This window comes from Stenotrophomonas sp. SbOxS2 (genome assembly GCF_013416715.1).
GTDB classification, from domain to species: Bacteria; Pseudomonadota; Gammaproteobacteria; order Xanthomonadales; family Xanthomonadaceae; genus Stenotrophomonas; species Stenotrophomonas lactitubi.
Map to the genome: position 1 here is coordinate 609066 of NZ_JAAVXD010000001.1, position 26314 is coordinate 635379.

Sequence of the window (26314 nt, forward strand, 5' to 3'; positions counted from 1 at the left end):
CGGTACGGGCGGGATGTGCACGTCACGGCCCGGTAGCAGCCGCGTCGGTATAACAGCGGACAGTCGATACGCGGAGGACCCCATGACCCACTTCCCCGACCGCAGCCACTGGCAGGCCCTGTCCCGCCGCGTGGCGATTCCCGGACAAGCGTTCATCGATGGCCGTTACATGGATGCCGCCAGCGGCGCGCGCTTTGATTGCATCAGCCCGATCGACGGGCGCGTACTGGGCGCAGTGGCCGACTGTGATGCGCAGGACGTGGAGCGTGCAGTGGCCTCGGCGCGCCGCGCGTTCGAGGCAGGCCACTGGTCACAGGCCAGCCCCGCCCATCGCAAGCGCGTGCTGCTGGCACTGGCCACACTGGTGGAGACGCATGCTGATGAGCTGGCTCTGCTGGAAACGCTGGACATGGGCAAGCCGATCCGCGATGCGCGCCGCATCGACCTGCCCGGCGTGGTGCGCTGCCTGACCTGGACCGCCGAAGCGGTGGACAAGCTGTACGGTGAAATCGCGCCCACCGGCCCGCACGAGCTGGGTCTGGTCACGCGCGAGGCCGCAGGCGTGGTGGCGGCCATCGTGCCGTGGAATTTTCCGCTGCTGATGGCCTGCTGGAAGATCGCGCCAGCCTTGGCGATGGGAAATTCGGTGGTACTCAAGCCCTCCGAGCGCTCGCCGCTGAGTGCGTTGCGGTTGGCCGCACTGGCGGCCGAAGCGGGATTGCCCGAGGGCGTACTGAACGTGCTGCCGGGCCACGGTTCACGCGTGGGTGAGCCGCTTGCCCTGCACATGGATGTGGACGTGCTGGCCTTCACCGGCTCCACCGCTACCGGCGCGAAGCTGCTGGAGTACGCCGGCCGTTCCAACCTCAAGCGGGTGTGGCTGGAATGTGGTGGCAAGAGCCCGCACGTGGTGTTCGCCGATGCGCCGGACCTGGATGCGGCGGCCAAGGGCGTGGCGCAGGGCATCTTCTTCAACCAAGGTGAGGTATGCACGGCCGGTTCGCGGTTGCTGGTGCAGCGTTCGATCCGCGATGACTTCGTGCACCAGGTGATCGCCTATGGCCAGCGCATGCAGCCCCGCCATCCGCTGGAGGCAGATGCCCCGATGGGGGCGTTGGTCGATGCCGCGCACGTGGATAAGGTGCTGGCCGACATCGCCCGGGCCGAAGCCGATGGCGCGCGGCTGTTGCTGGGCGGCCAGCGTGCCGAGGTGGAGGCGGGCGGTTGCTATGTGCAGCCGACGGTGTTCGACCAGGTGCGGCCGGAGCAGGCGCTGGCCCGCGAGGAAGTGTTCGGCCCGGTGCTGGCGGTGCTTGGCTTCGACGACGAAGCCGAGGCCGTGCGCGTGGCCAACGACAGCCGCTACGGGCTGGCCGCCGGCCTGTGGACGCGGGATCTCGGTCGCGCCCATCGCGTGGCCCGCCAACTGCGTGCGGGCAGCGTGTGGGTGAACGGCTGGGACGGCGGTGACATGACGGCGCCGTTCGGCGGCTACAAGCAGTCCGGCAACGGCCGCGACAAATCGCTGCACGCCTTCGACAAGTACAGCGAGATGAAGGCCACCTGGATCCAGTTGTAGCGACGAGTTCTTCTGTAGAGCCGAGCCCATGCTCGGCTGCTCTTCGCCAAACGCAGCCGAGCATGGGCTCGGCTCTACAATGGTATGGCGGCTACCGGCAGCGGGCACTCACCTGCAGCACCGCCGCACGCAGCAGATCCCGGTCTGCTTCATCGACGGCATTCTGGAAATAGTCCATGTCCTGCTTGCCAAGCTCGCACGGGTCGACGATGTATCCAGGGGGCCACAAACCCAGCAACTGGGCCACACCATGCACGATCTGCTCCGGGGTCATCTGCCGGCGGATGCGGAAGTAGTTGCGGCTCGGCGCGAATGCCGGGTGCACCTCGCGGCGGCCGATCAAGCGGGGAGCGACACCTGCGGCGCTGATGCCGTCACCACCGTCGATACCGCCCGCAGGCAGACCCAGGATCAGTGGCGCCGCAGCAGTCGGCTCATCCACGGCAGGCAGGGCGGTATTTGCCTGTGCAGCCGGGGCAGGGCGGGGCATCACCGATGCGGCCGGACGCGTCATCGGCGTTGAGGGCATGGCGGGCTGTTGGGGCATCGGCATCGGCTGTTCCGGTGGCAGCCAGCGCAACGAAATCCGTGGTCCGTCGTCGCTACGCAGTTCGATCCGGCCGTTGCCCAGCAGCCACAGCGCCAGCACGCCGTGCACCAGCAGCACTACCAGCCAGGCCGCCAAGCGCGGCAGCTTCGGGGAATCGGACCACGGCAACGCGACTGCAGCCATCGGCAAGGCATCCATGCGGGAACCGGTGGCGCAGCCTAGCGGGCGGCTGGAAAAATTTCGTTGGCATCGGTGTCGGCTGAAACCATCGCCCCGTACAGCCACTGCCCCGTGGCAGAATCGGTCGATCCGCCGTTACCCGCCTTGCCGATGTCGACGATCGCCGCTGCCGCGCCACCCGTGAATTCTCCCCGCCGTGTCCTGCTGGCCAGCCTGATCGGCACCACCATCGAGTTCTTCGACTTCTACATCTACGCCACCGCCGCGGTGTTGGTGTTCCCGCACCTGTTCTTCCCGGAAAGCAGCGACCAGGCCGCATTGCTGCAGTCCCTGGCGACCTTCGCGGTGGCCTTCATCGCGCGCCCGGTCGGCTCGGCGGTGTTCGGCCACTTCGGTGACCGCATCGGCCGCAAGGCCACCCTGGTGGCCGCGCTGCTGACCATGGGCCTGTCCACGGTCGCCATCGGCCTGTTGCCGACCCACGCGCAGATCGGCCTGTGGGCGCCGGCGCTGCTGGCCCTGTGCCGCTTCGGCCAGGGTCTGGGCCTGGGAGGCGAGTGGGGTGGGGCGGTGCTGCTTGCCACCGAGAACGCGCCGCCGGGCAAGCGCGCCTGGTACGGCATGTTCCCGCAGTTGGGTGCACCGATCGGCTTCCTGCTGTCAGCAGGCATCTTCCTGCTGCTCGGTCGCTGCCTGGGCCAGGACGATTTCCTGCAATGGGGCTGGCGCATTCCGTTCGTTGCCAGCGCGCTGCTGGTTGGCCTGGGGCTGTGGGTGCGCCTGAACATCCACGAGACGCCGGATTTCAAGCGCGCGCTGGAGCGCAAGGCGCCGCTGCGCCTGCCGATGTGGACCGTGCTGCGCGACCATCCGCTGCCGATGCTGCTGGGCACGCTGGGCGCGTTCGCCACCTTCGTGCTGTTCTACCTGATGACGGTGTTCAGCCTCGGCCACGGCACCGCCGTGCTCGGCTACAGCCGCGAGCAGTTCCTGCTGATGCAGATGGTGGCGATGCTGTTCTTCGCCGCCGGCATCCCGTTGTCGGCACGTTACGGCGACCGCTGGGGAACGCGCCGCACGATGGCCATTGCCAGTCTGCTGATCATCGGCTTCGGTGTGCTGTTCGCCCCGTTGTTCCAGCCCGGCAGCCCGTGGCTGGTGCTGACATTCCTGTGCCTGGGCCTGTTCCTGATGGGGCTGACCTACGGCCCCTGCGGCACCTTCCTCGCCGAGATCTACCCGGTGGAAGTGCGCTACACCGGTGCTTCGCTGTCGTTCAACCTGGCGGGCATTCTTGGGGCAGCCCCGGCACCGTACCTGGCCACCTGGCTGGCCGAGCGTTATGGGCTGGTCGCGGTCGGCTACTACCTGTGCCTGACCGCAGTGATCACCCTGTGCGCGCTGCTCGCCCTGCAGCGCCGCCAGCGCTGATCAGCCGAAGAAGCGCTTGAGCGTGCGGCCCAGCCAGCCGCCGCTCTGGTGTTCGCGGGCAAACTGGTTCAGATGCTGCTTGACCTGTTCGGCATAGGCCTGGTCGTCGCCGCGGATGTGGTTGAACAACCAGCGCGAGAGCATGGTGCGCAGCTCGTCGCTGATGTCCTCACCGGCCTGGAAGCGCATGCGGTATTCCGATACCCGCTTGATGAAGACCTCATGCACGCGCTTGTGCGCGGCGCAGAACGGATAGCCCGCTTCTTCCATCAGCTCTTCTTCGAATGCGAAGTGGGACATGGTGTAGTCCACCACCTCGTCGATCACTTCGCCCACCGCCGCCCGCTGCAGGCTGGTCTGCGCCACGTGCAGGTGGTTGAGCATTTCGATGATGCGGCGGTGTTGCTGATCGATCACATCGATGCCGATGTTCAGATCGTCCTGCCAGACCAGTAGTGCCATCCCCGGCTCCCCTTCATGCTGATGTCGGGGCCGACTGTAGAGCCGCCGCCCGCAGGCGGCGTTGATCTGGATCAAAGCATGCCGGTCAGGACAGCGCAGCCTCACGCGGACGCAACGGGCTGGCCACCGTGGTGCAGCTGACCCGGTTGCGGCCGCCGGCCTTGGCCAGGTACAGCTGGCGATCGGCCTCGGAAATCAGCCGGTGCAGCGCATCGCGCTGCGGACGCAGGCAGCACAGGCCGATGCTGACCGTCATGCGCAGGGTGGCGCTGCCGATGTCCACTTCCAGCGCGGCGATGCGCTGGCGCAGCTCCTCGAAATAGAGCAGCGCTTCGTCCTGTTCCATGTCCGGCACCAGCAGGCAGAATTCCTCGCCGCCGAAGCGCGCGATCAGGTCCTGGCTGCGCGCGTGGTCGCCGACGGCACGGGCTACCGCACGCAGCGCATCGTCACCGGCTTCGTGGCCGTGGGTGTCGTTGATGTGCTTGAAATGGTCGATGTCGATCATCGCCACCGCCACGCACTGGCCGTGCAGCTGCAGCTGCGGCAGCTGGCGCTGGCTCTGTTCCAGGAAGCAGCGGCGGTTGGGCAGGCCGGTGAGGAAATCGCGGGTGGCCAGGTCCTGCAGCGTGCCGATCAGCTCCAGCTGGTCGACGTTCTGCGACACACGGCAGAAGAACTCTTCGCGCGAGAAGGGCTTGCGCAGGAAGTCATTGGCACCGTTCTTCAGGAAACGCGGGATCAGCGACGCATCGGTATTGCCGGAAATGCCGATCACCGCCACCTTGTCGCGCGAACGCAGGGTGCGCAGGCGACGGGTGAACTCCACGCCCTGCATGCCCGGCATTTCCTGGTCGACTACGGCCAGGCGGATCGCCGGGTGCGCCTCGATCGCCGCCAGGCCTTCGTTGCCATCGGCCGCTTCGTACACCTCGTGACCGTACATGCGCAGCAGGGCGGCGGCATAGCCACGCGCGGACGGCGAGTCGTCCACCACCAGCGCGGCGATGCGCCGGTTGCGCTCCAGGCGCTGCACCAGCCAGACCAGGTAATCGATGCTGCCCGGGGTGTTCTTCAGTACGTAGTCGATGATCTGCTGCTGCAGTACACGCTTGCGCAGGTCCTCGTCATACACACCGCTGACCACCACTGTGGGCAGGTTACGCTTGAGGAAGAACTCGACCACCGCGTCGCGGTCACCATCGGCCAGCACCAGCCCGGTCAGGACCAGGAACCAGCCGCCTTCTTCACTGAGCAGGCGATCGGCTTCGGCCAGCGAGCTGGCCACCACCACCGGCAGCTCCAGGCGTTGTTCGATTGCTTCGCGCAGCATGCCGGTGAACGCGCGCGAGTTTTCCACCAGCAGGATCCGCTGAGGCAGGGGATCGGTCAGGTCGCCATCCAGAGCGGCCTGCGACAGGACGGGCATGATGCGGTGGCTCATGTGGGAAAGTCTTGGCACGGATAGCGGCGGTTTCGGGCGTAACTTTAGGACGAAAACGTCCATGCCCGTCGCTTGGCCAATTGATTGGACAGGAAGCGGTTAGTATCTGCTGGAGGTTCCCGACGTTAACTTCGACCTGGAGGTCATTGTGCGATTTTCATGTTTTGGTGCGGCTACTGGATTTCTGATGCTTGCCGCTGCCCCGGCAATCGCGGGCGGTCCGTCGGATTTCCATGGAAAGCCATTGGCTACGGCTGGATTGGGGCAGGCCAGTCCGGCCGCGATCAATCTCAGCCAGGACCCCAGCTGGCAGCTGTATGGATTCCAGCGTGACGGCATCACCTATCTGCAGGTGAATGACCTGCTCGGAAATGTGCAGCTGATCATCGGCAATGCAGGAGGTACCTACTGGGTGTTGCCGGCAGGCAACAACGCGGCCCGGGTTTCGCTGCCCCAGCAGCAGATCCAGATTCCGGCAGGTGCCAGTCGCTCGCAGATCTACAGCGGCAGTGATTTCTCGCTGGTGCGCTATCGCAGTGGCGGCGACGTCATCTGGTCGGTGGAAACACCGTAAAGACGGTGAAATGCGCAGCGGCGTCGGGATCTCCCACGCCGCTGCGTTTGCCGCGATGGTTGTGGCCGAAGCACGATATGCGGCAAGGGAGGCCCTCGGCGGATACCGGCCGTCAGGTCTGGGTCTGCGAGTTTCCCTGCCCGAAGGCCGTCACGTGATCCATTGGGTTGAACGACGCCAGGCCGAGGGCAGCGGAATCACCCGTTTCCACCATCGCCATCCGTATCCGGTTCCGATGGCACTGCACCGTTCCACCATAGGCAATCGTCCGGCCAGCCAATCGCTCCACTGTGGCGGTGACGGTGGACGGTGCCAGGCTGCGATATGAATCCAGCAGTGCGACCGTCATCAGGATGCCGCGGCGTCCGCCTGCCTGGCCGCAACGCACGCGGATGCGGATCTGGCCTGATTCGCTGTTGATCAACAGTGAAACCGCATCGGTGAGGGCGCGATAGGCGGCCAGCTGAAGGCCCACACTGAGCTGACAGGGATCGCCGAGCAGGCGAGGGCGCATCACCCGATGGCTCAGGTCCCAGGTTTCACGTACGCCGCCGGCCTGGAGGGCGACATAGAGCCCAAGATGTTCCAGCGCAGCGGGGTAGACCATGCTGGTCTGTTCCCGGAACTGTCGCGAATGGACCGAGGCCATGTGCAGGAGACTGTTCGCTATCGTGGGATGGCCCTGAGCATTGAGCCAGTTCACCACCTCGCTGAGCGAGGTGTCGATGCCGTCCCCCAGTTTCCTCAGGTGCCGGGCGCGCTCGCGAAGATCAAGCTCGCTTGCCACCAATGAATTGCGCGCATGCTTGAGCGCGTCTCTTTCACCTACTTCGCCCAATCGCGAACGGTGGTAGTAGTGGGTAATGCGCGACCCCAGTACCAGCAGTGCAGCGCCGGTGACCGCCATGATCTGCTGGGTCGCGAAGGCGGCTGGATCGAATGCTCCCGTGTAGGGACTGGGCGTGGTCAGGCCGATGATCAGGTTGAGCGAGGGCACTCCGATCGCCGCACCTCGCCAGCCATACAGGCAGGTAAGCACCACGACCGGCAGCGCCATCAGCAGCTGCATCGACGTCTTGGCGTTGACTTCGTCCAAGGGCAGCTGTGCGGCATACAGGCCAATCATCGCCATCATCGTCAGGGCGGCGAGTGCAGGCGGGGCGAAGCCTGACGTCCACCGGGCGTTGCTGGTCCGTCGTGTCCACAGCAACGCGAGCGGCGCAAGGGTCAGAATGCCGATGAAGTCGCCAACGACCAAGCGCGCGATGCTGGCAAGTACCGGCATCTCCGGGGGTGTCGGCCACAGAAGGTGTGCCAGCACCAGATTGAGCGCCGTGACCACCAGCGCCGAAGCCGCTGCGACTGAAATCAGCCACGCATTCTTCGTGGTCACCATCATCTTCCGGTGCAGATGCACGATCAGCATCACGGCAGGCATCAGCAGTGCCGAACCCAGCACGATCCAGGTCAGCCCGTACTTCTCGATCATTGGCACGCGCATCTGCGCAAAGTAGGCATATTCGCCCAGCAGCAGATACGGCCACCAGCGAGGGGGGAACAACAACACTGCAGCGACGCGGACGCCGGCGGGCAGATAGAACTGGTCGAGCGACAACTGGCGCGACGCCCAGCATGCGACGGCGTACAGCAGCGCAAGGACCAGCCCCGCCGGGCGGATACGCAACTTCAACTGCAGGCCTTCATTCCACCAGTTCAATCGCACTACCCCTTCACAGTACGTTCCCTGTCAGCATCCATTCGCCGCGGGACCCGGTTCTTAACGACGGTATCGACACGCGTTCGATTATGCAATCGCCTCAGTGGTCTGCCCGACAAGTGGGAAAGTCATCACATGATTACCTGCGGCGACGAGTTTCACAGTTTTCGGGGGACGGTAGATTCAGCTCGCTTCCCGATGACTCACCACAGCGCATCCCGCAGTTTGTACCAGGACATGGCCGCCACCAGCAGCGGCATGCGCAGCAGCCGTCCGCCGGGGAAGGGCGCATGTTGCAGGCGCTGGAACACGTCCAGACGCTCGCTCTGGCCCGAAATCGCGGCGGCAATGACCTCGCCGGCCAGCCCGGCCGCTGCCACACCATGGCCGGAGAAGCCCTGCGCGAAGTACAGATTTCCGTCCAGCCGGCCCCAATGCGGGGCGCGATTGCGGGTGATGTCCACATACCCGCCCCAGACCTGCTGCAGCGGGATGTCGGCCAACTGCGGGAACACCTGGTGCATGCGCCGCTGCATCACCCGGTGCAGGCCGGGCGGGGGCAGCGCGGAATAGCTGGCACGGCCGCCGAACAACAGGCGGTGGTCATGGCTGAGCCGGAAATAGTCCAGCGCCCAGGCGGTATCGGAGACCGCCATGTTGTTGCCGATCAGGGCGCGGGCGCGCTCGGCACCCAGCGGCGCGCTGGCGCCGATATAGGTGCCGACCGGCATGATGCGCCGTTCCAGCTCAGGCACCAGCCCCTGCAGCAGGGCGTTGCCGGCCACCACCAGCTGCGGCGCGCGCACGCTGCCGTGGTCGGTGTGCAGCACCGCGTTTGCACCACGTTGAATGCGCGTTACCGGCGACTGTTCGTGGATGACCACTCCGGCCGCGCGCGCGGCATCGGCCAGCCCGCGGGCGTAGGCCAGCGGATGCAGGTGCGCGCTGAGCGGGTCGAACATCGCCGCGCGGTAGCGCGGGCTGTCCAGCTGCACGCGCAGGGTATCGCGCGGCCACCACTGCATCGGATAGTCGTAGTGCTTCTGCAGATGCTCGCAGTTGGCGCGCAGGTCCTGCTCGTGGCGTGCGCGGATGGCGACGGTGGCGTGGCCCTGCACCCAATGGCAATCGATGCGATGCCGGTCGATGCGCGCGCGCATCGTCTGAACCGCTTCGCGCGACCAGTCGAACAGGTGGCGTGCATCCTCGCGGCCGAGCTGGCGTTCCAGCTCGTCGACTTCGCAGCCGTAGCCGACCAGCGCCTGGCCACCATTCCGGCCCGAGGCTCCCCAGCCGATCCGCTGCGCCTCCAGCACCACCACCCGCTGGCCGCGCAGGGCCAGTTCCAGTGCGGCGGTGAGGCCGGTGTAACCGGCGCCCAGTATCGCGACATCGGCCTGCAGTTCACCGCGCAGCGGCGGCAGCGCGGCCGGTTCGGGCAGGCTGCTGGCGTACCAGCTGGGCGGGAAGGCGGCGCTCACCGGCGGCCTCGCAGAAGCGGGAAAGGGCGTCGGAGCGGGGGAGGACGGTCGGGCTTCACGCCGATAGTTTGGCCCAAGCGGAGCGCCCGTGGTGTGACGGCAGCGGCTTGCCGTTGCCGGTGCCGGGCGGGTAACGTGATTGCACGCCAAGGAGTTTTCCCCATGCGCCGCCTGCCCTGGGTGGGCCTGCCCACCGACAGCACCGTGCTCGGCCATCATCGTTTCGCGGTGGCCGGGGAAAAGTATGTGCGTGCCTTGGTTGACGCTGCGCAGGCAACGCCACTGGTGCTGCCGAGCCTGCAGCCGCCGCTGCCGGCACGCGACTGGTTGCAGGGCCTGGATGGCCTGCTGTTGACCGGCGCGGTCAGCAACATCGAGCCACAGCATTACGAAGGGGGCCGCAGCTGGGAAGGCAACCTGCACGACCCGGCCCGCGATGCCACGGCGTTCGCCCTGCTGCACGATGCGCTGGCGATGGATCTGCCGGTGCTGGCGATCTGCCGCGGCTTCCAGGAATTGAATGTGGCGCTCGGCGGCACGCTTCATCCGCAGGTGCATGCAGTGCCTGGCCTGAGCGACCATCGCGAAGACCTGCAGGCGCCGGTGGACGTCCAATATGGGCCCGCTCATGCGATCACCCTGTCCGATGGCGGTTGGCTGGCACAGTGGTCTGCCGGCGATCGGGTGCAGGTCAATTCGGTGCACGGGCAGGGCATCGCGAAATTGGCCGACGGCCTGCAGATCGAGGCCTGGGCCGATGATGGCCTGGTTGAAGCGGCACGCAGCCCGCGCCATCGATTCGTGCTCGGCGTACAGTGGCACCCGGAGTGGCGGGTCATGCAGACGCCGCTCTATCACGCTATTTTCCGTGCGTTCGGCCAAGCTTGCCGGCAGCACCAACAGAATCGACTGGAATCCCCATGAGTTCGCGAACGCGCCCGCGCAAGACGGCTACGCCCACGCCACCGCAGGAAAGCAGCCTGCTGCGCTGGCTGAAGGAGCGGCGCATCACCGAGGTCGAATGCCTGGTTCCGGACATCACCGGCAATGCGCGCGGCAAGATCATCCCGGCTGACAAGTTCTCGCACGATTACGGCACGCGCCTGCCGGAGGGCATCTTCGCGACCACGGTCACCGGCGAATTCCCGGACGATTACTACGACCTGACCTCGCCGTCGGACTCGGACATGATCCTGCGCCCCGACCCGGATACCGTGCGCATGGTGCCGTGGGCGACCGACCCGACCGCGCAGGTCATCCACGACTGCTACACCAAGAACGGCGAGCCGCACGAACTGGCCCCGCGCAACGTGCTGCGCCGGGTGCTGGATGCCTACACCGAGCTCGGCCTGCGACCGGTGGTCGCGCCCGAGCTGGAATTCTTCCTGGTGCAGAAGAACACCGATCCGGATTTCCCGCTGCTGCCCCCGGCGGGCCGCTCGGGGCGCCCGGAAACGGCGCGGCAGTCGTACTCGATCGACGCGGTCAACGAGTTCGACCCGATCCTCGACCTGATGTACGACTACTGCGACGCGATGAAGCTGGACGTGGACACGCTGATCCACGAATCCGGCGCAGCGCAGCTGGAGGTCAACTTCACCCACGCCAATGCGATGGATCTGGCCGACCAGGTGTTCCTGTTCAAGCGCACCATGCGCGAGTCGGCGATGCGCCACGGGGTGTATGCCACCTTCCTGGCCAAGCCGATGGAGAACGAGCCGGGCAGTGCGATGCACATCCACCAGAGCCTGCTGCGGATCAGTGATGGCCAGAACGTGTTCACCGGCGAGCACGGCGGTGAGGATTTCAGCCCGCTGTTCGCCCACTACCTGGCTGGCCTGCAGAAATATGTGCCGATGGCCATGGCGTTCTTCGCGCCGAACGTGAATTCCTACCGGCGCCTGGTGTTCGGCGAAGTCTCGCCGAGCAACGTGCACTGGGGCTTCGACAACCGCACCTGTGGCCTGCGGGTACCGTTGGATACGCCGGAGAACATGCGGGTGGAAAGCCGCTTCGCCGGTTCCGATGCCAACCCCTATCTGGCGATGGCCGCAACCCTGGCCTGTGGCCTGCTCGGCATCCGCGAGCGCCTGGCGCCGGACGCGCCGGTGACCGGCAGCGCCAAGGAGCTGGGCTATGACCTGCCGCGTTCGCTGGGTGAAGCACTGGACGGGCTGGAGCAGTGCAGCGAGCTGCAGGCACTGCTCGGCGAGCGCTTCTGCCGCGCCTACATCTCGGTCAAGCGCAAGGAATACGAGACCTTCTTCCGCGTGATCAGTTCGTGGGAACGCGAGTTCCTGCTGCTGAACGTGTGAAGGCCGCGAATAGAAAAATCCGCCGCCGGGGGGTAGGCTGGCACCCGTCGCCGGCCCGGCCGGCCCCCCTTTCCGCATTCTGGAGCACCCGATGAAGCTGCGTATCCTCACGCTCGGCCTGGCCTCCGCCATGCTTTCCGCCTGTGGCGGCGGCAACGGCGGCGGACAGGACAGCAAGGTCCTGAACGTCTACAACTACAGCGACTACATCGCCGAAGACACCATCCCGAACTTCGAGAAGCAGAGCGGGATCAAGGTCACCTACGATGTGTTCGACAGTGACGAGATGGTCGAGACCAAGCTGCTGGCCGGCAACAGCGGCTACGACGTGGTGGTGCCGACGCTGAACTTCTTCGGTCGGCAGATCCAGGCCGGTGTGTTCCTGCCGCTGGACAAGTCGAAGATCCCGAACCTGGCCAACCTCGACCCGGCGGTGATGAAGCGTATCGCCACCCAGGATCCGGGCAACCAGTACGGCGTGCCGTACATGATCGGCACCACCGGCATCGGCTACAACGTGGACATGCTGAAGGAGCGTTTCGGTGGCAGCGCCGACATCGCCAACAGCTGGGACCTGGTGTTCAAGCCGGAAAACATCAGCAAGATGAAGGACTGCGGCGTGACCATCCTGGACACGCCGGCGGACATGATTCCGATCGCGCTGCACTACCTTGGCCTGGATCCGCACAGCGGCGATCCGGCCGACCTGCAGAAGGCGGCCGACCTGCTGAAGTCGATCCGCCCGTACGTGCAGAACTTCCACTCCTCGCAGTACGTCGGCTCGCTGGCCAACGGCGGCACCTGCCTGGTGGTGGGCTGGTCGGGTGACATCATCCAGGCCCGCGATCGCGCGGCCGAAGCCAGCAATGGCGTGCACGTGGCCTATTCGATTCCCAAGGAAGGCGCGCCGCAGTGGTTCGACATGCTGGCCATCCCGAAGGATGCCAAGCATCCGGAAGCGGCCTACGCGTTCATCAACTACCTGCTGGAACCGAAGGTGGCCGCGGCCAACACCAACTTCATCCACTACGGCAACCCGGTACCGACCGCGACGCCGCTGGTGGACGAGGCGATCCGCACCGACCCCACCATCTACCCGCCGGCCGACGTGGCCGCGAAGATGTTCACCTATTCGATCAACACGCCGGAGACCGACAAGCTCTACACCCGGCTGTGGACCGAGGTGAAGACCGGCAGGTAAGGGCCGGCTGGCAGGTGGGTGCCGACCGTTGGTCGGCACGCTTTCCCGGCAGGGCCGACCAACGGTCGGCCCCCACCAGATCTGCAGATCCCCCCGGCCCGGTGGGTGCCGCCCGTCGGCCGGCACGCACTTGCGGCCCCCGGCCGTTAGAATGGCCGCCGCTGTCCACCGCCCGCTCCCGGAGCCCCCATGCCCGTTGAAGCCCAGCCGGAAGCCGCCGTCGTCGAAGCGACCGGTGTGCCCGGCTATCTCTCCATTCGTGATCTGCGCAAGGAATTCGATGGCTTCGTCGCCGTCGATGACGTCAACCTGGACGTCCGCAAGGGCGAGATATTCGCCCTGCTGGGCGGCTCGGGCAGCGGTAAATCGACCCTGCTGCGCTGCCTGGGTGGGTTCGAGACGCCCACCAAGGGCAGCATCACCGTCGATGGCCAGCGGATGGATGCGCTGCCGCCGTACCAGCGGCCGGTCAACATGATGTTCCAGTCCTACGCGCTGTTCCCGCACATGACGGTCGAGCAGAACATCGCCTTCGGCCTGAAGCAGGATGGGCTGGGCAAGGACGCGATCAGCAAGCGTGTCGGCGAGATGCTGGACCTGGTGCAGATGGGCCACCTGGGCAAGCGCAAGCCGCACCAGTTGTCCGGCGGCCAGCAGCAGCGCGTGGCGCTGGCGCGGTCACTGGCCAAGGGGCCCAAGCTGTTGCTGCTGGACGAACCGATGGGCGCACTGGACAAGAAGCTGCGCTCGCAGATGCAGCTGGAACTGGTCAGCATCATCGAATCCTCGGGCGTGACCTGCGTGATGGTCACCCACGACCAGGAAGAGGCGATGACCATGGCCACGCGCATCGCGGTGATGGACGCCGGCTGGATCCAGCAGGTCGGCAAGCCCGATGAGGTCTACGAGCAGCCGGCCAACCGCTTCGTCGCCGAGTTCATCGGTTCGGTGAACCTGTTCGACGGCGTGATCGACGAGGACCTGCCCGAATACGTGACCGTGCGGTCGCCGCTGTTCCCGGCGCCGGTCTACATCGCCCACGGCATCACCTGCTATGAAGGGCAGCCGGTCGCGTTCGCGCTGCGCCCGGAAAAAGTGATGATCGGCAAGGACGAGCCGGAAGGGCACACCAACAAGGCGCAGGGCGTGATCGAGGACATCGCCTACTTCGGCAGTCATTCGGTCTACCACGTGCGCCTGCCTAGCGGTGCCAAGGTGCTGGCCAACTTCGCCAACTCGCAGCGCTGGGCCAGCGATGGCCTGACCTGGGGCGACGAGGTGTGGGTGCACTGGCGTGACAACGACGGCGTGGTGCTGACCTCATGAGCGCCGCCGGCCTGAAGCGCTGGCTGCCGGGCATGCGTGCCACGGTGATCGGCATTCCGTACCTGTGGCTGCTGCTGTTCTTCGCCGTGCCGTTCCTGATCGTGCTGATGATCAGTTTCTCGCACAGCCGGGTCGGCTCGCCGCCGTACACCTGGCTGCTGCAGTACGTCGATGGCGGCCTGTCGCTGAAGCTCAACCTCGAGAACTACCTGGCGCTGTTCCGTGATTCGATCTATGCGCAGGCGTTCCTGAGCTCGATCAAGATCGCCGCGATCTCGACCTTCCTCACCCTGCTGATCGGCTATCCGATGGCCTATGCCATCGCCCGCCTGTCGCCGGCCGCGCGCAACGTGGCGATGATGCTGGTGGTGCTGCCTTCGTGGACCTCGTTCCTGATCCGCGTCTACGCCTGGAAGGCGATCCTGGACCGCAACGGCCTGCTCGACCAGTTCCTGCAGTACACCGGCCTGCAGACGCTGATGACCAACATGGGCCTGCCCAAGCTGCAGCTGATCGATACCCCGACCGCCGCCTATATCGGCATCGTGTACTGCTATCTGCCGTTCATGGTGCTGCCGCTGTATGCCAACCTGGTCAAGCATGACCACCGCCTGCTGGAAGCGGCCTACGATCTCGGTGCCAAGCCGTGGCAGGCATTCCTGCGCATCACCCTGCCGCTGTCGAAGGCGGGCATCATCGCCGGCTGCATGCTGGTGATGATTCCAGCGATCGGCGAATTCGTGATCCCGGAAATGCTCGGTGGCTCGGAAACGCTGATGGTTGGTCGCCAGCTGTGGAACGAGTTCTTCAACAACCGCAACTGGCCAGGCGCCTCTGCGATGGCGGTGGCGATGATCCTGCTGCTGCTGGTGCCGATCCTGCTGTTCAACCGATCCCAGCAGCGACTGCTGGAAGGGAAGCAGGCATGAGCCCACGTTCTGCCAAGGGGCTGGGGCTGGGCGTGCTGCTGCTCGGCTTCGCCTTCCTGTACCTGCCGATCCTGCTGTTGATGTTCTATTCGTTCAACAGCTCGCGCTTGGCCATGGTCTGGGCCGGGTTCTCCACCCGCGCCTACAGCGATCTGTTTGCGGACCGCGCGCTGATGGATGCGATGTGGACCAGCCTGGTGGTCGCGTTCTGGACCGCCTGTACCGCCACCGTGCTCGGCACGCTGGCGGCAATGGTGATGACCCGCTTCAAGCGCTTCCGCGGCAAGCCGTTCTTCGGTGCGCTGGTGACCGCGCCGCTGGTTATGCCGGACGTGATACTCGGCTTTTCGTTGATGGCACTGTTGGCCTCGATGGGCGCGATTCCGGGCTTCCCGGCGCGCGGCCTGGCCACCATCTGGATCGCCCACGTCACCTTCACCCTGTGCTTCGTCACCGTGGTGGTGTCCTCGCGCCTGCAGGAGATGGACCTGTCGCTGGAAGAGGCGGCGATGGACCTCGGCGCGAGCCGGCTGACCGTGTTCGGCCGCATCACCCTGCCGATCATCGCGCCGGCGCTGGTGGCCGGCTGGCTGCTCGCTTTCACCCTGTCGCTGGACGACGTGGTGGTGGCCAGCTTCGTCGCCACGCCGGGCTCGACCACGCTGCCGATGAAGGTGTTCGCCTCGGTGCGCATGGGCATCAGCCCGAAGATCAATGCGCTGGCCACGCTGCTGGTGTCGGCGGTGTCGATTGCGGCGGTGATCGGCTGGTATATCAATGCGCGTGCCGAGAAACGACGCCAGCGCGACCTGCAGCTGGCACGCCAGGACAACGGCTGAGCCGGCAACATCCGGCTCACGGCCGCCGGCGCACAATGGGGGTCACCCTGATGGAGACCCCCAATGACCGTCGAGATCATCAACCCGGCCACTGGCCAGGTGACCTACCGCCATGAGCTGATGGACGCCGCTGCCATCGAGCAGCGCCTGCAGGCGGCGGCCGATGCATTCCCGCGCTGGGCCGAGCGCTCGCTGCAGGAACGTGGCGCGATCCTCAAGCAGATCGCTGGCCAGCTGCGTGCGCGCCGCGACGACCTGCAGCAGGCCATGACCAGCGAAATGGGCAAGCTGAAGGCCGAAGCCCTGGCCGAAGTGGAAAAGTGCGCGACCACCTGTGAGTTCTATGCCGACCACGCCGCCGACTACCTGAAGCCGCAACTGATCGATACCGAGGCGCAGCGCAGCTACGTGCGCTATGAGCCGATCGGCTGCGTGTTCGCGGTGATGCCGTGGAATTTCCCGATCTGGCAGGTGTTCCGCTTCCTTGCTCCGGCGTTCATGGCCGGCAACGTGGCGCTGCTCAAGCACGCCAGCAACGTGCCGCAGTGCGCCGACCTGATCCTGGCGGTGTGCCGCGATGGCGGCCTGCCTGACGGCGTGTTCGACGTGCTGCACATCGACAACGACCAGGCTGCCGAGGTGCTGCGCGATGCACGGGTGAAGGCCGTGACCCTGACCGGCAGCGAGCGGGCAGGGCGCTCGATCGCATCCAACGCCGGCAGCCAGTTGAAGAAGTCGGTGATGGAGCTGGGCGGCAGCGACGCCTTCGTGGTGCTCGATGATGCCGACCTGGACAAGGCGGTGGCCGCCGCGGTGAAGTCGCGCTTCGACAACAGTGGCCAGACCTGCATTGCCGCCAAGCGGTTCATCGTGGTGGACGCGGTGGCCGATGAATTCACCCGGCGCTTCGTCGAGGCCGCAGGCGAGCGCCAGTACGGCGACCCGAACGAGCGCGGCACTACGTTGGCGCCGATGGCCCGTGCCGACCTGCGCGACGAACTGCACAAGCAGGTGCAGGCCAGCGTCGCCAAAGGTGCGCGCGTGCTGATCGGCGGCGAACCGATCGCCGGTTCGCATGCGGGCTACCCGGCCAGCGTGCTCGACCAGGTGGGGCCGGGCATGCCGGCCTATGACGAAGAGCTGTTCGGGCCGGTCGCCGCCGTCATCCGGGTCAAGGATGAAGCCGAGGCGCTGCGCGTGGCCAACGACACCCGCTTCGGCCTCGGCGGCAGCGTGTGGACGCGCGACCCGGTACGCGGTGAGTCCTTCGCCCAGCGCATGGAATGCGGCGCGGCGTTCGTCAACGCCATCGTCAAGAGCGACGCGCGGTTGCCGTTCGGTGGCAGCAAGGAATCAGGTTTCGGCCGCGAGCTGGCCGACCACGGCATCCATGAGTTCATGAACATCAAGACCATCTACGTGGCTTGATGCACCTGCCTGTGTAGAGCCGAGCCCATGCTCGGCTGCTCTTTGCCGGGAACAGCCGAGCGTGGGCTCGGCTCTACAAAAAAGCGGGTTACAACCACTTCACCCGCTTGAACAGCCGGTACAGGCCGACGCAGATGCCACCGACGCCGACGATCATCAGCGGGTAGGCCCACGGCTGGTTCAATTCCGGCATGTGGCTGAAATTCATGCCGTACCAGCTGGTGATCAAGGTCGGTGCGGCCAGCAGCGCGGCCCATGCACCCAGCCGCTTCACCGTCTCGCCCTGGGCCAGCGTCACCAGTGACAGGTTCACGCTCAAGGCCGTGCCCAGCATCTCGCGCAGGGTGTCGATCACATCGCTGATGCGCACCGCATGGTCGTGCACGTCGCGGATATACAGCTTCACTTCGTCCGGGAACAGTTCGCCCTGGTAGCGGCGCAGCTGCGCCAGTACATCCTGCAGTGGCGCCACCGCCATCCGCATCTTGTTCAACTCGCGCTTGAGCTCATACAGGCGCACCACCGTGCTGCGCTTGTAGCTGTCGGCGAAGATGTCCTTCTCCAGCAGCTCCAGGGTGTCGCGGAAACGGTTGGTGATGGGCAGGTAGTTGTCCACTACGAAGTCGGCCACGGCGTACAGGCAGTACGACGGCCCCATCTTCAGCAGTTGCGGCTCGCGCTCGACGCGTGCGCGCACCGGCGCGTACGACAGCGAGGCGCCATGGCGCACGGTCACCAGGAACCGTGGGCCGAGGAAGGCATGGGTTTCGCCGTACTGGATGCGCTCGTCGACCATCTGCGCGGTGGTCACCACCACGAACAACGAGTTGCCGTAGGCCTCCACCTTGGGGCGCTGGTGCGCGTTGCGTGCATCCTCGACCGCCAGGTCGTGCAGGCAGAATTCTTCCTGCAGCTTCAGCAGTACGTCTTCGTTCGGGTCGTACAGGCCGACCCAGACGAAACCGTTGTTGCTGGCGATGACATCGCTGATGGCATCCAGGCTGATGTCGTGGCGTTTGCCGTCGTCATCGTAGTGGACGCAGTTGATGACGCAGGTGGGATTGGCTGCGGCGGAGGCGGCAGCAGGGGCGGGCAATGAGGCGGGCAATGACATGCCCGCCATCGTGCGTCAGTGCTGCGTTTCCGACAAGTGAGGACGACGCCCCAGCACCCAGGCCAGCGCTGCGTGGACCGGCAGCAGCAGCACGATCCACTGCACGTTGTACTGCGCCTGCAGGCTCAGCCAATGCAGCACCAGGGCGGCCACGGCCTGTACCGCCACCAGCCACAGCACGATCCTGAACATGCGGCCGGGCACGCGCCGCCGCAGCAGGCTGATCGCCCCCGGCAGCAACAGCAGGCACAGCGGCGACAGCAGCAGCAGGTTGCGGTTGGCCCAGGCGGCGTAGTGCGTGCTGAAGCCCCACAGGAACACCAGCAGGCCGCCGGCGATCGTGCACAGCAGCCACAGCGGCAAGGCCAGGCCGGCCAGCAGGCGCGGACGGTTGCGCAGCGCCAGCACGCCCGCCGCGATCACCAGGCCACACAGCAGCCACGGCCACCAGCGGCGCGCGAATTCCTTGGGCTCGGGGTCGATGCGGTGCGGCAGCAGTTCCTGCTCGGACTGCACCAGCGGGCGGCCGTCGCTGTTACGGGCTTGGCGCAGGGCGTCGGCCAGGCGCATCGGCACGAAGGCTTCCTGCCAGCGCGACAGCGGCTGGTCGGCAAACGGACCCAGGCCGATATCGAAGCCCAGCCACATCCACGTGGCCGGAGACGCCAGGCGAACCGACTCGCTGCGATAGGTGTTGCCGCGCGAACGGCCGGACAGCTGCGAGTGCAGCCCGCCCCCCAACGCCTTGTCGAGGGTGTCGCGCACCATCGTCGCGCAGTTGGCGGTGTAGTAATCGTAGTGGTAGCGCGCGTTTTCCGGCTTGGCCCGTTCGGCCAGGTCGGCAGCCAGCGAGCGTGCCTGGTCCGGGGTGATATCCAGCCACTGTACGCTGGCACCGCGGCCGGTCTCGTCGTAGTACGACAGGTCCTGCTGCAGCGGCAGGGCCACCAGGTAATACATCATGTCGCCACGTACGAAGCGGCCGATGAAATCCTGTTCGGACGGATCGAAGTAGCCGAAGTTGTACGAGATCGCCTCGCCGCTCACCGGGTCCAGCACGACGATGGCATCGTGGCCGAAGCGCTCGAAGAACACGGTGCCCGGCTGCATGGTGACCACGCCGACACGCGGGGCAGGGGCATCGCTGGCCGTCGAAACGGTCGGCGCCGCCGCCTGCGCGAATGCAGCCGGTGCCAGGGTCGTGGCCAGCACGCACAACGCCAGCCACAGGGTCAGGATCAGGATCAGGCTACGGTGCTTCAAGCGTCGTCCTGCGCGTCCGGTGCCAGCACCGTTACATGGAAAGCCTGGACCCGGCGCGCATCGGCGCGGGCCACACGGAACATGAAGCGGTCCAACGCCAGCTCATCGCCGACTTCCGGCAGATGGCCGACGGCTTCGGTCACCAGGCCGCCGATGGTGTCGTAGTCCTCATCGGAGAAGGTGGCACCGAAGCGCTCGTTGAAATCGCCGATCGGCGTGAGCGCATCCACCACGTACTGGCCATCGGCCTGGATGGCGATCTGCGCCGAGAAATCCTCGGCCTCGTCGTGCTCGTCGTCGATGTCGCCGACGATCTGCTCCAGCACGTCTTCGATGGTGACCAGGCCGGCGACGCCGCCGTACTCGTCCACCACGATCGCCATGTGGTTGCGCGACAGGCGGAACTCCTTCAACAGCACGTTGAGCTTCTTCGCTTCCGGAATCAGCACCGCCGGGCGCAGCAGTTCACGTACGTTGCCCGGACCATTGTCGGCAACCACGCCGCGCAGCAGGTCCTTGGCCAGCAGCACGCCGAGGATGTCGTCCTTGTTCTCGCCATGCACCGGGAAGCGCGAATGGCCGGACTCGACCACCTGCTTCATCAGCTCCAGGAAGGGCGCCTCCACCGGCAGCGAGACCATCTGCGAACGCGAGATCATCACGTCGCCCACGGTCAGCTCGGCTACCGAAATGGCACCTTCCATCATCTTCAGGGTATCGGCGGCGATCAACCCTTCTTCCTGCGCGGTGTGCAGGACAGCGACCAGCTCGTCGCGGGTGTGGGGTTCGCCGGAAAAAGCGGACGTCAGGCGTTCAAGCCAGCCGCGCTTCTTTTCACTGTGCTCCACGGAGGAGCTACTACTGTCGTCTTCTGACATCTCTGGAAAAAAGGCACCCGGCAGGCCGGGCGATGGCTCCAGTCTAGCAGGATGTGGGGGCCTGTCAGTGACCCTCGCCAGCCGGGGCGGCGGCGGCCGGGCCCTCGTCCTCGGCCGGCAGGTCCAGGCTGTAGGTGCAGCCGGCCAGGGTCTTGCCCGGGTGGCTGGCGACGGTGGATACGCTGAGGATGATCGACTCGATCTGTGCCTCGCCGGACTTCGGGTCGGTCACATCGCGGCTGACCAGCTCGCGCCCGGCCATGAACTTGCCGTCCTGGTCGTAGCCGGTCTCCAGGGCCAACTGCGTGGCCAGCGGCCGCGGGTCGGACTGGTCGAGCACGGCCATGATGCTGGCGCCGGCCACGGCCACGCGCTCGGTCTGCTGGCCGAACACGGTGATCGGGCTGGCCAGCCGGTACTCGCTCATGAACTGGTTGCCCTGCGGCAGCGGCTGCAGGCCGTGGGCCACCGCCTTCAGCGGATCGGCCAGCAGGGGTGCCAGCGCGGCATGCTCGGCCACGCCCTGGCGGCACTCGATCAGTGCAGGCAGGTCCAGCGGCGCGGCGGAAGCGGTGGCGGCAAGCAGGAGCGGCAGGAGCAGGAAGGTACGCAGCAGCACAAGCGAGGTTCCGTGGTAGAGCCGAGCCCGTGCTCGGCTGCTTTTGGGTCGGGTCTGCGGGGAGCAGGGCGTACCACGGCCGAGCATGGGCTCGGTCACGCAGCGCCTGGCCAGGTGTCAGCGCTCGCCGGCGTAGGGATCGTCGATGCCGAGCTCGGCCAGGATCTCGCGCTCCAGCTGTTCCATTGCCTCGGCTTCCTTGTCGTCCTCGTGGTCCCAGCCGAGCAGGTGCAGCACGCCGTGCACGGTCAGGTGCGCGTAGTGGGCATTGAGCGCCTTGCTCTGCTCGTCGGCTTCACGGGCCACTACCGGCGCGCAGATCACCAGGTCGCCCAGCAGCGGGAACTTGACGCCCTTGGGCAGGCCCTCCGGCACGTCCGCCGGGAAGCTGAGCACGTTGGTAGCGTAGTCCTTGCCCCGGTAATGCCGGTTCAGGGATTGGCCTTCCTTGCTGTCGACCACGCGGATGGCGAGGTCGGCCTCGCGGATGCGACCCTTCAGCGCGGCCGCGACCCACTTGCGGAAGCTGACGGCCGAGGGCAGGCCGGCACGCGGCAGGGCATAGCTGACGGCGACATCCAGTCGCACGGGACCACGGGTCATGGAGTCGCTCCAGGTTGGATCTGATGCAGGTCGCGGCGGTCGTAGGCGCTGACGATGCGCGCCACCAGTGGGTGGCGGACCACGTCGCGGGCTTCGAAGAAGGTGAAGCTGACGCCCTCCACATCGCGCAGTACGTCGATGGCATCGCGCAGGCCCGACTTCACATGCTTGGGCAGGTCGGTCTGGGTCAGATCGCCGGTGACCACCGCAGTCGAGCCGAAGCCCAGTCGGGTCAGGAACATCTTCATCTGTTCGATGGTGGTGTTCTGCGCTTCATCCAGGATCACGAACGCATCGTTGAGCGTGCGGCCGCGCATGTAGGCCAGCGGCGCAATCTCGATGACGTTCTTTTCCAGCAGCTTGAGCACCTTCTCCACACCCAGCATTTCATACAGGGCGTCGTACAGCGGTCGCAGGTACGGGTCGACCTTCTGGCTCAGGTCGCCGGGCAGGAAGCCCAGCTTCTCGCCGGCCTCAACCGCCGGACGCACCAGGATCAGGCGCTGCACGCGCGATTCGTTCAGTGCTTCCACCGCACTGGCCACGGCCAGGAAGGTCTTGCCGGTGCCAGCCGGGCCGATACCGAAGTTGATGTCGTGGCTGACGATCTGGTGCAGATAGCGGCTCTGGTTGGAACCGCGCCCGCGCACGGTTCCGCGCTTGACCTTGATTGCCACGTCCTGCGCTTCGTAGGAGCGATCGGCGATCTGTTCGATGTTCGCCGCGTTCAGGCGCAGGTGGATGCCGTGGCTGTCGAAGGTGGTCTCGGCGGCCTCTTCATACAGCGCCTCGATCAGCTTCTGCGCCTCGGCGCTGGCCTCGGCCGGCCCGCTGATGCGGAACACGAAGCCGCGGTTGGCGATTTCCACGCCAAGCTTCAGTTCGATCTGGCGAAGGTGGCCGTCGAACGGGCCGCACAGGTTGGCCAGCTGCGCGTTGTCTTCCGGCGACAGGGTGAAGTCTCGATGCTCGATGCTTTTCATTGCTTGGGGTGGGGCGGGGTCGCCGTCCACCGCGATGGAGTCAGGGACGACAAGGGTAACGCGCAAGGCGGCAGGACGACAGTTCTCCACACCGGGTGTGGACCGGCGCCAAAGAAACCTGTGGATAGTCCTTCGCAGCGCTTGTGCCACAAGGAAGATGATGCGGTGGTGAAAATTGCGCCAGTGCCCGCGGGGTTCTCCACATGTGGTGTGGACGGTGTTGCCGCGAACCTGTGGATAGGTGGCAGCGAGCCTTGCGGCAGTGGCGTTGCCGGCGGGTGATCAATTATTGACCAGCCCTGTTCTGGATCATTGCGGGTGCACAGGGAGCATGGCACCGTGGCGCCATCGGAGGAGGTGGCGCATGGCCGTGGGCACGTGGATGCGCAGGATGGGGCTGCTGGGCAGCTGCCTGCTGGCGGGCTGCGGCGAAGCACCGCCGGCGGCACTGGGTACGCTTGAATGGGACCGGATCAGCGTGCCCGCACCGGCGGCGGAAGTGATCAGTGCCGTTGACGTGCGCGAAGGGCAGGCGGTCAAGGCCGGCGAGCTGCTGATGCGCCTGGATCCTGCCCGTGGCGCCGCCCAGTTCGACGCCGCACAGGCCGAAACCGCCCGCGTGCAGGCACAGCTTGAAGAACTGCAGGTGGGCCCGCGTCCTGAGCAGATCGCCCAGGCGCAGGCACAGCTCACGGCGCTGCGCGCGCAGGCGGCTGAAGCCACTGCGTACTACCGCCGGGTGCAACCGCTGGCCCGGCAGAGGTTGGTCGCTGCTGCCGACCTGGACCGGGCCCGCGCGGCCGCCGACAACGCCGTGGCCAGCGTGCGCGCTGCCGAACAGGCGTGGCTGGAGCTGCAGCGCGGCAACCGTCGTGAGGACATTGCCCAGGGTCAGGCCGCCTCCCGGGCAACGCAGGCACAGGAGGTGGTGCAGGCCGTCAACCTGCAGAAGCTGCAGCTGCGTGCGCCGCGCGATGGCGTGGTCGATGCGTTGCCGTACCGGCAGGGCGACCAGGCACCGATCGGTGCGCCATTGGTGGTGATGCTGGTGGGCGAACGCCCGTATGCGCGCGTGTATCTGCCGCAGCCATTGCGCCTGCGGGTGAAGGTGGGGCAGGGAGCGCAGGTGCAGCTGGATGGTGCCAACACCGTGCTGAAGGGGCATGTGCGGTCGATCCGCAGCGAGCCTTCCTTTACGCCGTATTACGCGCTGACCGGTGATGACGTCTCGCGGCTGAGCTACCTGGCCGAGATCGAGCTGGACGACAGTGCCGACATGCAGGCGCTGCCCGCCGGGCTGCCGGTGCAGGTGCGCTTCTGAATCCTGTCGATGACATTGCCGTGCGTGCGCAGGGCCTGAGCCGCCGTTTCGGCGAGCTGCTGGCAGTGGACAACGTCGATCTGCAGGTGCCGCGAGGGCAGGTATACGGCTTCCTCGGCCCGAACGGCTCGGGCAAGTCGACCACCATCCGCATGCTGTGCGGACTGCTTGAACCAAGCGCTGGCGAGATCGAAGTGCTGGGCCTGGCGATCCCGGCACAGGCCGAAGCGCTGCGCCGCCGCATCGGCTACATGACCCAGCGCTTTTCGTTGTACGAAGACCTGTCGGTGCGGGAGAACCTGGAATTCCTGGCCGCCATCCAGGATCTACCGAGGGCGCAAGCACGGCAACGGGTCGACGCGCTGCTGCAGCAGTACCGTCTGCAGGACCGCCAGGTGCAGTTGGCCGGCACCCTCAGCGGCGGGCAGAAGCAGCGGCTGGCGCTGGCCGGTGCGGTGATCCATGCGCCGGAACTGCTGTTCCTCGATGAGCCGACCAGTGCGGTCGATCCTGAGTCGCGGCGCGATTTCTGGGAGGCGCTGTTCGAACTCGCCGATGCCGGCACCACGGTGCTGGTGTCCACCCACTACATGGACGAGGCCGAACGCTGCCATCGGCTGGCGATCCTAGATCGCGGTGCCCTGGTGGCCGATGGAACCCCGGCCGAGCTGTGCGCGCAGCTGCAGGGCCGTACCCTGAAGGTCACCGCCTCGCAGCCCCGGCAGGCCAGCCGCGCGCTGGCGGCGTTGCCGGGTGTGCTCAGCGTGGCCCAGATCGGCACCGAACTGCGCGTGCTGTGCAGCGAGGGTGCGGCCGATACCAGCGTGTTGGCGCAGGCACTTGCCGCCGCCGATCCGCAGGCCAGCATCGAACCGGTGGCACCCAACCTGGAAGACGTATTCGTTGCCGCCACCCGTGGCCGTGGTCGGGAGCCGGCCGCATGAGCGTGCGACGGCTATGGGCGATCATGCTCAAGGAGCTGCGGCAACTGCGCCGTGACCGCATCACCCTGGCGATGATCGTTGGCATCCCGGTGATGCAGCTGCTGCTGTTCGGCTATGCGATCAACCTCAACCTGCGGCACCTGGATGCCGGTATCGCCGATCAGGCCAACAGTGCGGCGTCGCGCGCGCTGGTACAGGACATGGTCGCCACCGGCGTGATCACACCGCGCGCGCAGGCCTATACGCCCGATCAACTGATGGAGGCGTTGCGACGGGGCCGGATCAGCGTGGGCATCGTCATTCCCTCCGATTTCGAGCGACGCCGCTACGAAGGCCGCGAAGCGGTGCAGGTGCTGGTCGACGGCAGCGACACGGTGGTGCAGAGTGCGGCGATCCAGCTGGCGCAGGTGCCGCTGGACACGCGTCCGGCCAGCAACGCGCGACCACTGCGCGAAGGCAGCATCGCCAGCGGGCAGGTGAGCGTCATCAGTTTCTACAACCCGCAACGGCGCTCAGCGGTGAACATCGTGCCCGGCCTGATCGGGGTGATCCTGACCATGACCCTGGTGATGTTCACCGCAGTGGCGGTGGTACGCGAACGCGAGCGCGGCAACATGGAACTGCTGATCGCCACGCCGGTATCGCGCAGCGAACTGATGGTCGGCAAGGTGTTGCCCTATGCGGCGATCGGTCTGCTGCAGACCACGCTGGTGCTGCTGCTGGGAACCTGGTTGTTCGAGGTTCCGATTCGCGGCAGCCTGCTGGATGTCTACCTGGCCGCCGTGCTGCTGGTGCTGGCCAACCTGGCGCTGGGCCTGCTGATTTCCACGCGCGCACGCTCGCAGTTCCAGGCCATGCAGATGACCCTGTTCCTGTTCCTGCCGTCGATCCTGTTGTCAGGTTTCATGTTCCCGTTCGCCGGCATGCCCAGGCCGGTGCAGTGGCTGGCGGAAGTACTGCCGCTCACCCATTTCCTGCGCCTGGTGCGCGGCATCATGCTGCGCGGGGCCTCGCTGTGGGAGCTGTGGCCGGACGCACTGGCACTGCTGGTGTTCATCGTGGCGATGATGACCCTGGCGATCCTGCGTTTCCGCAAACGCCTGGACTGAAGCATGCCGACCAACGGTCGGCAT

General features: G+C 66.2%; 24 protein-coding genes. 13 read left to right on the top strand and 11 right to left on the bottom strand.

Translation table 11 applies throughout. The features are described from left to right. The first annotated feature begins 82 nt into the window (after window positions 1-82). Complete coding sequence (locus HFK18_RS02885; protein WP_180164252.1) at window positions 83-1579, top strand: aldehyde dehydrogenase; 1497 nt, start codon at window positions 83-85, stop codon at window positions 1577-1579. A 91-nt stretch (window positions 1580-1670) separates the two neighbouring features. Here HFK18_RS02885 and HFK18_RS02890 read toward each other — a convergent pair whose 3' ends face one another. Further along, entirely contained in the window at window positions 1671-2312 is a 642-nt protein-coding gene (locus HFK18_RS02890) for a hypothetical protein (protein ID WP_180164254.1), read from the bottom strand. A 147-nt stretch (window positions 2313-2459) separates the two neighbouring features. Here HFK18_RS02890 and HFK18_RS02895 point away from each other — a divergent pair, with 147 nt between their 5' ends. Next, window positions 2460-3740: an MFS transporter gene (locus tag HFK18_RS02895; RefSeq protein WP_180164330.1), complete on the top strand. Its 1281-nt coding sequence runs from the start codon at window positions 2460-2462 to the stop codon at window positions 3738-3740. Here HFK18_RS02895 and HFK18_RS02900 read toward each other — a convergent pair whose 3' ends face one another. Next, complete coding sequence (locus HFK18_RS02900) at window positions 3741-4202, bottom strand: bacteriohemerythrin (protein WP_025875341.1); 462 nt, start codon at window positions 4200-4202, stop codon at window positions 3741-3743. An 85-nt stretch (window positions 4203-4287) separates the two neighbouring features. Next, a complete protein-coding gene (locus HFK18_RS02905; protein WP_180164332.1) occupies window positions 4288-5631 on the bottom strand; it encodes a diguanylate cyclase in 1344 nt (447 codons plus the stop codon). Window positions 5632-5833: 202 nt separating this feature from the next. Between HFK18_RS02905 and HFK18_RS02910 the strand changes: the two genes are divergently transcribed. Further along, window positions 5834-6220: a hypothetical protein gene (locus HFK18_RS02910; RefSeq protein ID WP_223880014.1), complete on the top strand. Its 387-nt coding sequence runs from the start codon at window positions 5834-5836 to the stop codon at window positions 6218-6220. Window positions 6221-6332: 112 nt separating this feature from the next. On the opposite strand, the gene HFK18_RS02915 is transcribed toward HFK18_RS02910, so the two are convergent. Next, the gene (locus tag HFK18_RS02915; protein ID WP_286041398.1) at window positions 6333-7943 is read right to left on the bottom strand and encodes an MASE1 domain-containing protein; all 1611 of its coding nucleotides are present in this window, start codon (window positions 7941-7943) and stop codon (window positions 6333-6335) included. A 197-nt stretch (window positions 7944-8140) separates the two neighbouring features. Beyond that, window positions 8141-9379, bottom strand: a complete 1239-nt coding sequence (locus tag HFK18_RS02920; protein ID WP_218946526.1) for an FAD-binding oxidoreductase — start codon at window positions 9377-9379, stop codon at window positions 8141-8143. A 201-nt stretch (window positions 9380-9580) separates the two neighbouring features. Here HFK18_RS02920 and HFK18_RS02925 point away from each other — a divergent pair, with 201 nt between their 5' ends. The 7 genes from HFK18_RS02925 to HFK18_RS02955 all read left to right on the top strand — a co-directional run bounded on the left by HFK18_RS02925 (window position 9581) and on the right by HFK18_RS02955 (window position 17456). Then, window positions 9581-10342, top strand: a complete 762-nt coding sequence (locus HFK18_RS02925; protein ID WP_180164259.1) for a gamma-glutamyl-gamma-aminobutyrate hydrolase family protein — start codon at window positions 9581-9583, stop codon at window positions 10340-10342. After that, window positions 10339-11733 carry a glutamine synthetase family protein gene (locus HFK18_RS02930; protein ID WP_089239973.1) on the top strand — a complete coding sequence of 465 codons (1395 nt, stop codon included), beginning with the start codon at window positions 10339-10341 and terminating at the stop codon, window positions 11731-11733. Before HFK18_RS02925 ends, HFK18_RS02930 begins: the two co-directional genes overlap by 4 nt. A 91-nt stretch (window positions 11734-11824) precedes the next feature. Continuing rightward, on the top strand, window positions 11825-12934 hold the full coding sequence (locus tag HFK18_RS02935; protein WP_180164261.1) for a polyamine ABC transporter substrate-binding protein: 1110 nt from the start codon (window positions 11825-11827) through the stop codon (window positions 12932-12934). A 189-nt stretch (window positions 12935-13123) separates the two neighbouring features. Further along, window positions 13124-14260, top strand: coding sequence for a polyamine ABC transporter ATP-binding protein (potA, locus tag HFK18_RS02940; protein WP_099820006.1), 1137 nt, complete (start codon window positions 13124-13126; stop codon window positions 14258-14260). Beyond that, the gene (locus HFK18_RS02945) at window positions 14257-15189 is read left to right on the top strand and encodes an ABC transporter permease subunit (RefSeq protein WP_180164263.1); all 933 of its coding nucleotides are present in this window, start codon (window positions 14257-14259) and stop codon (window positions 15187-15189) included. The genes potA and HFK18_RS02945 overlap by 4 nt, the downstream gene beginning before the upstream one ends. Then, entirely contained in the window at window positions 15186-16028 is an 843-nt protein-coding gene (locus HFK18_RS02950; protein WP_100464457.1) for an ABC transporter permease subunit, read from the top strand. Before HFK18_RS02945 ends, HFK18_RS02950 begins: the two co-directional genes overlap by 4 nt. 63 nt (window positions 16029-16091) lie before the next feature. After that, window positions 16092-17456, top strand: coding sequence for an NAD-dependent succinate-semialdehyde dehydrogenase (locus tag HFK18_RS02955; RefSeq protein ID WP_180164265.1), 1365 nt, complete (start codon window positions 16092-16094; stop codon window positions 17454-17456). Between the two features lie 88 nt (window positions 17457-17544). Here the strand turns inward: HFK18_RS02955 and HFK18_RS02960 are convergent, their stop codons facing one another. From HFK18_RS02960 to HFK18_RS02985, 6 genes are all read right to left on the bottom strand, one after another. Further along, the gene (locus tag HFK18_RS02960) at window positions 17545-18579 is read right to left on the bottom strand and encodes a magnesium and cobalt transport protein CorA (RefSeq protein ID WP_089239983.1); all 1035 of its coding nucleotides are present in this window, start codon (window positions 18577-18579) and stop codon (window positions 17545-17547) included. A 6-nt stretch (window positions 18580-18585) separates the two neighbouring features. Beyond that, complete coding sequence (locus HFK18_RS02965) at window positions 18586-19833, bottom strand: DUF4105 domain-containing protein (RefSeq protein WP_180164267.1); 1248 nt, start codon at window positions 19831-19833, stop codon at window positions 18586-18588. Next, window positions 19830-20711: a transporter associated domain-containing protein gene (locus tag HFK18_RS02970; protein ID WP_089239987.1), complete on the bottom strand. Its 882-nt coding sequence runs from the start codon at window positions 20709-20711 to the stop codon at window positions 19830-19832. The genes HFK18_RS02965 and HFK18_RS02970 overlap by 4 nt, the downstream gene beginning before the upstream one ends. Window positions 20712-20775: 64 nt before the next feature. After that, window positions 20776-21327 (bottom strand): hypothetical protein, encoded by a 552-nt coding sequence (locus HFK18_RS02975; protein ID WP_180164334.1) that lies wholly within the window; start codon window positions 21325-21327, stop codon window positions 20776-20778. 120 nt (window positions 21328-21447) lie between these two features. Beyond that, entirely contained in the window at window positions 21448-21933 is a 486-nt protein-coding gene (gene ybeY, locus HFK18_RS02980; RefSeq protein ID WP_100552066.1) for an rRNA maturation RNase YbeY, read from the bottom strand. After that, on the bottom strand, window positions 21930-22916 hold the full coding sequence (locus HFK18_RS02985; RefSeq protein WP_180164269.1) for a PhoH family protein: 987 nt from the start codon (window positions 22914-22916) through the stop codon (window positions 21930-21932). The genes ybeY and HFK18_RS02985 overlap by 4 nt, the downstream gene beginning before the upstream one ends. Window positions 22917-23280: 364 nt before the next feature. On the opposite strand from HFK18_RS02985, the gene HFK18_RS02990 reads away from it, so the two are divergent. Genes HFK18_RS02990 through HFK18_RS03000 form a run of 3 tightly spaced genes read left to right on the top strand, consistent with a single transcriptional unit; the run spans window position 23281 to window position 26290 of the window. Further along, window positions 23281-24237: an HlyD family efflux transporter periplasmic adaptor subunit gene (locus HFK18_RS02990; protein ID WP_180164271.1), complete on the top strand. Its 957-nt coding sequence runs from the start codon at window positions 23281-23283 to the stop codon at window positions 24235-24237. A gap of 20 nt (window positions 24238-24257) precedes the next feature. Next, a complete protein-coding gene (locus HFK18_RS02995; protein ID WP_180164273.1) occupies window positions 24258-25181 on the top strand; it encodes an ABC transporter ATP-binding protein in 924 nt (307 codons plus the stop codon). Continuing rightward, window positions 25178-26290, top strand: coding sequence for an ABC transporter permease (locus HFK18_RS03000; protein WP_180164275.1), 1113 nt, complete (start codon window positions 25178-25180; stop codon window positions 26288-26290). The genes HFK18_RS02995 and HFK18_RS03000 overlap by 4 nt, the downstream gene beginning before the upstream one ends. Window positions 26291-26314: the final 24 nt, after the last annotated feature.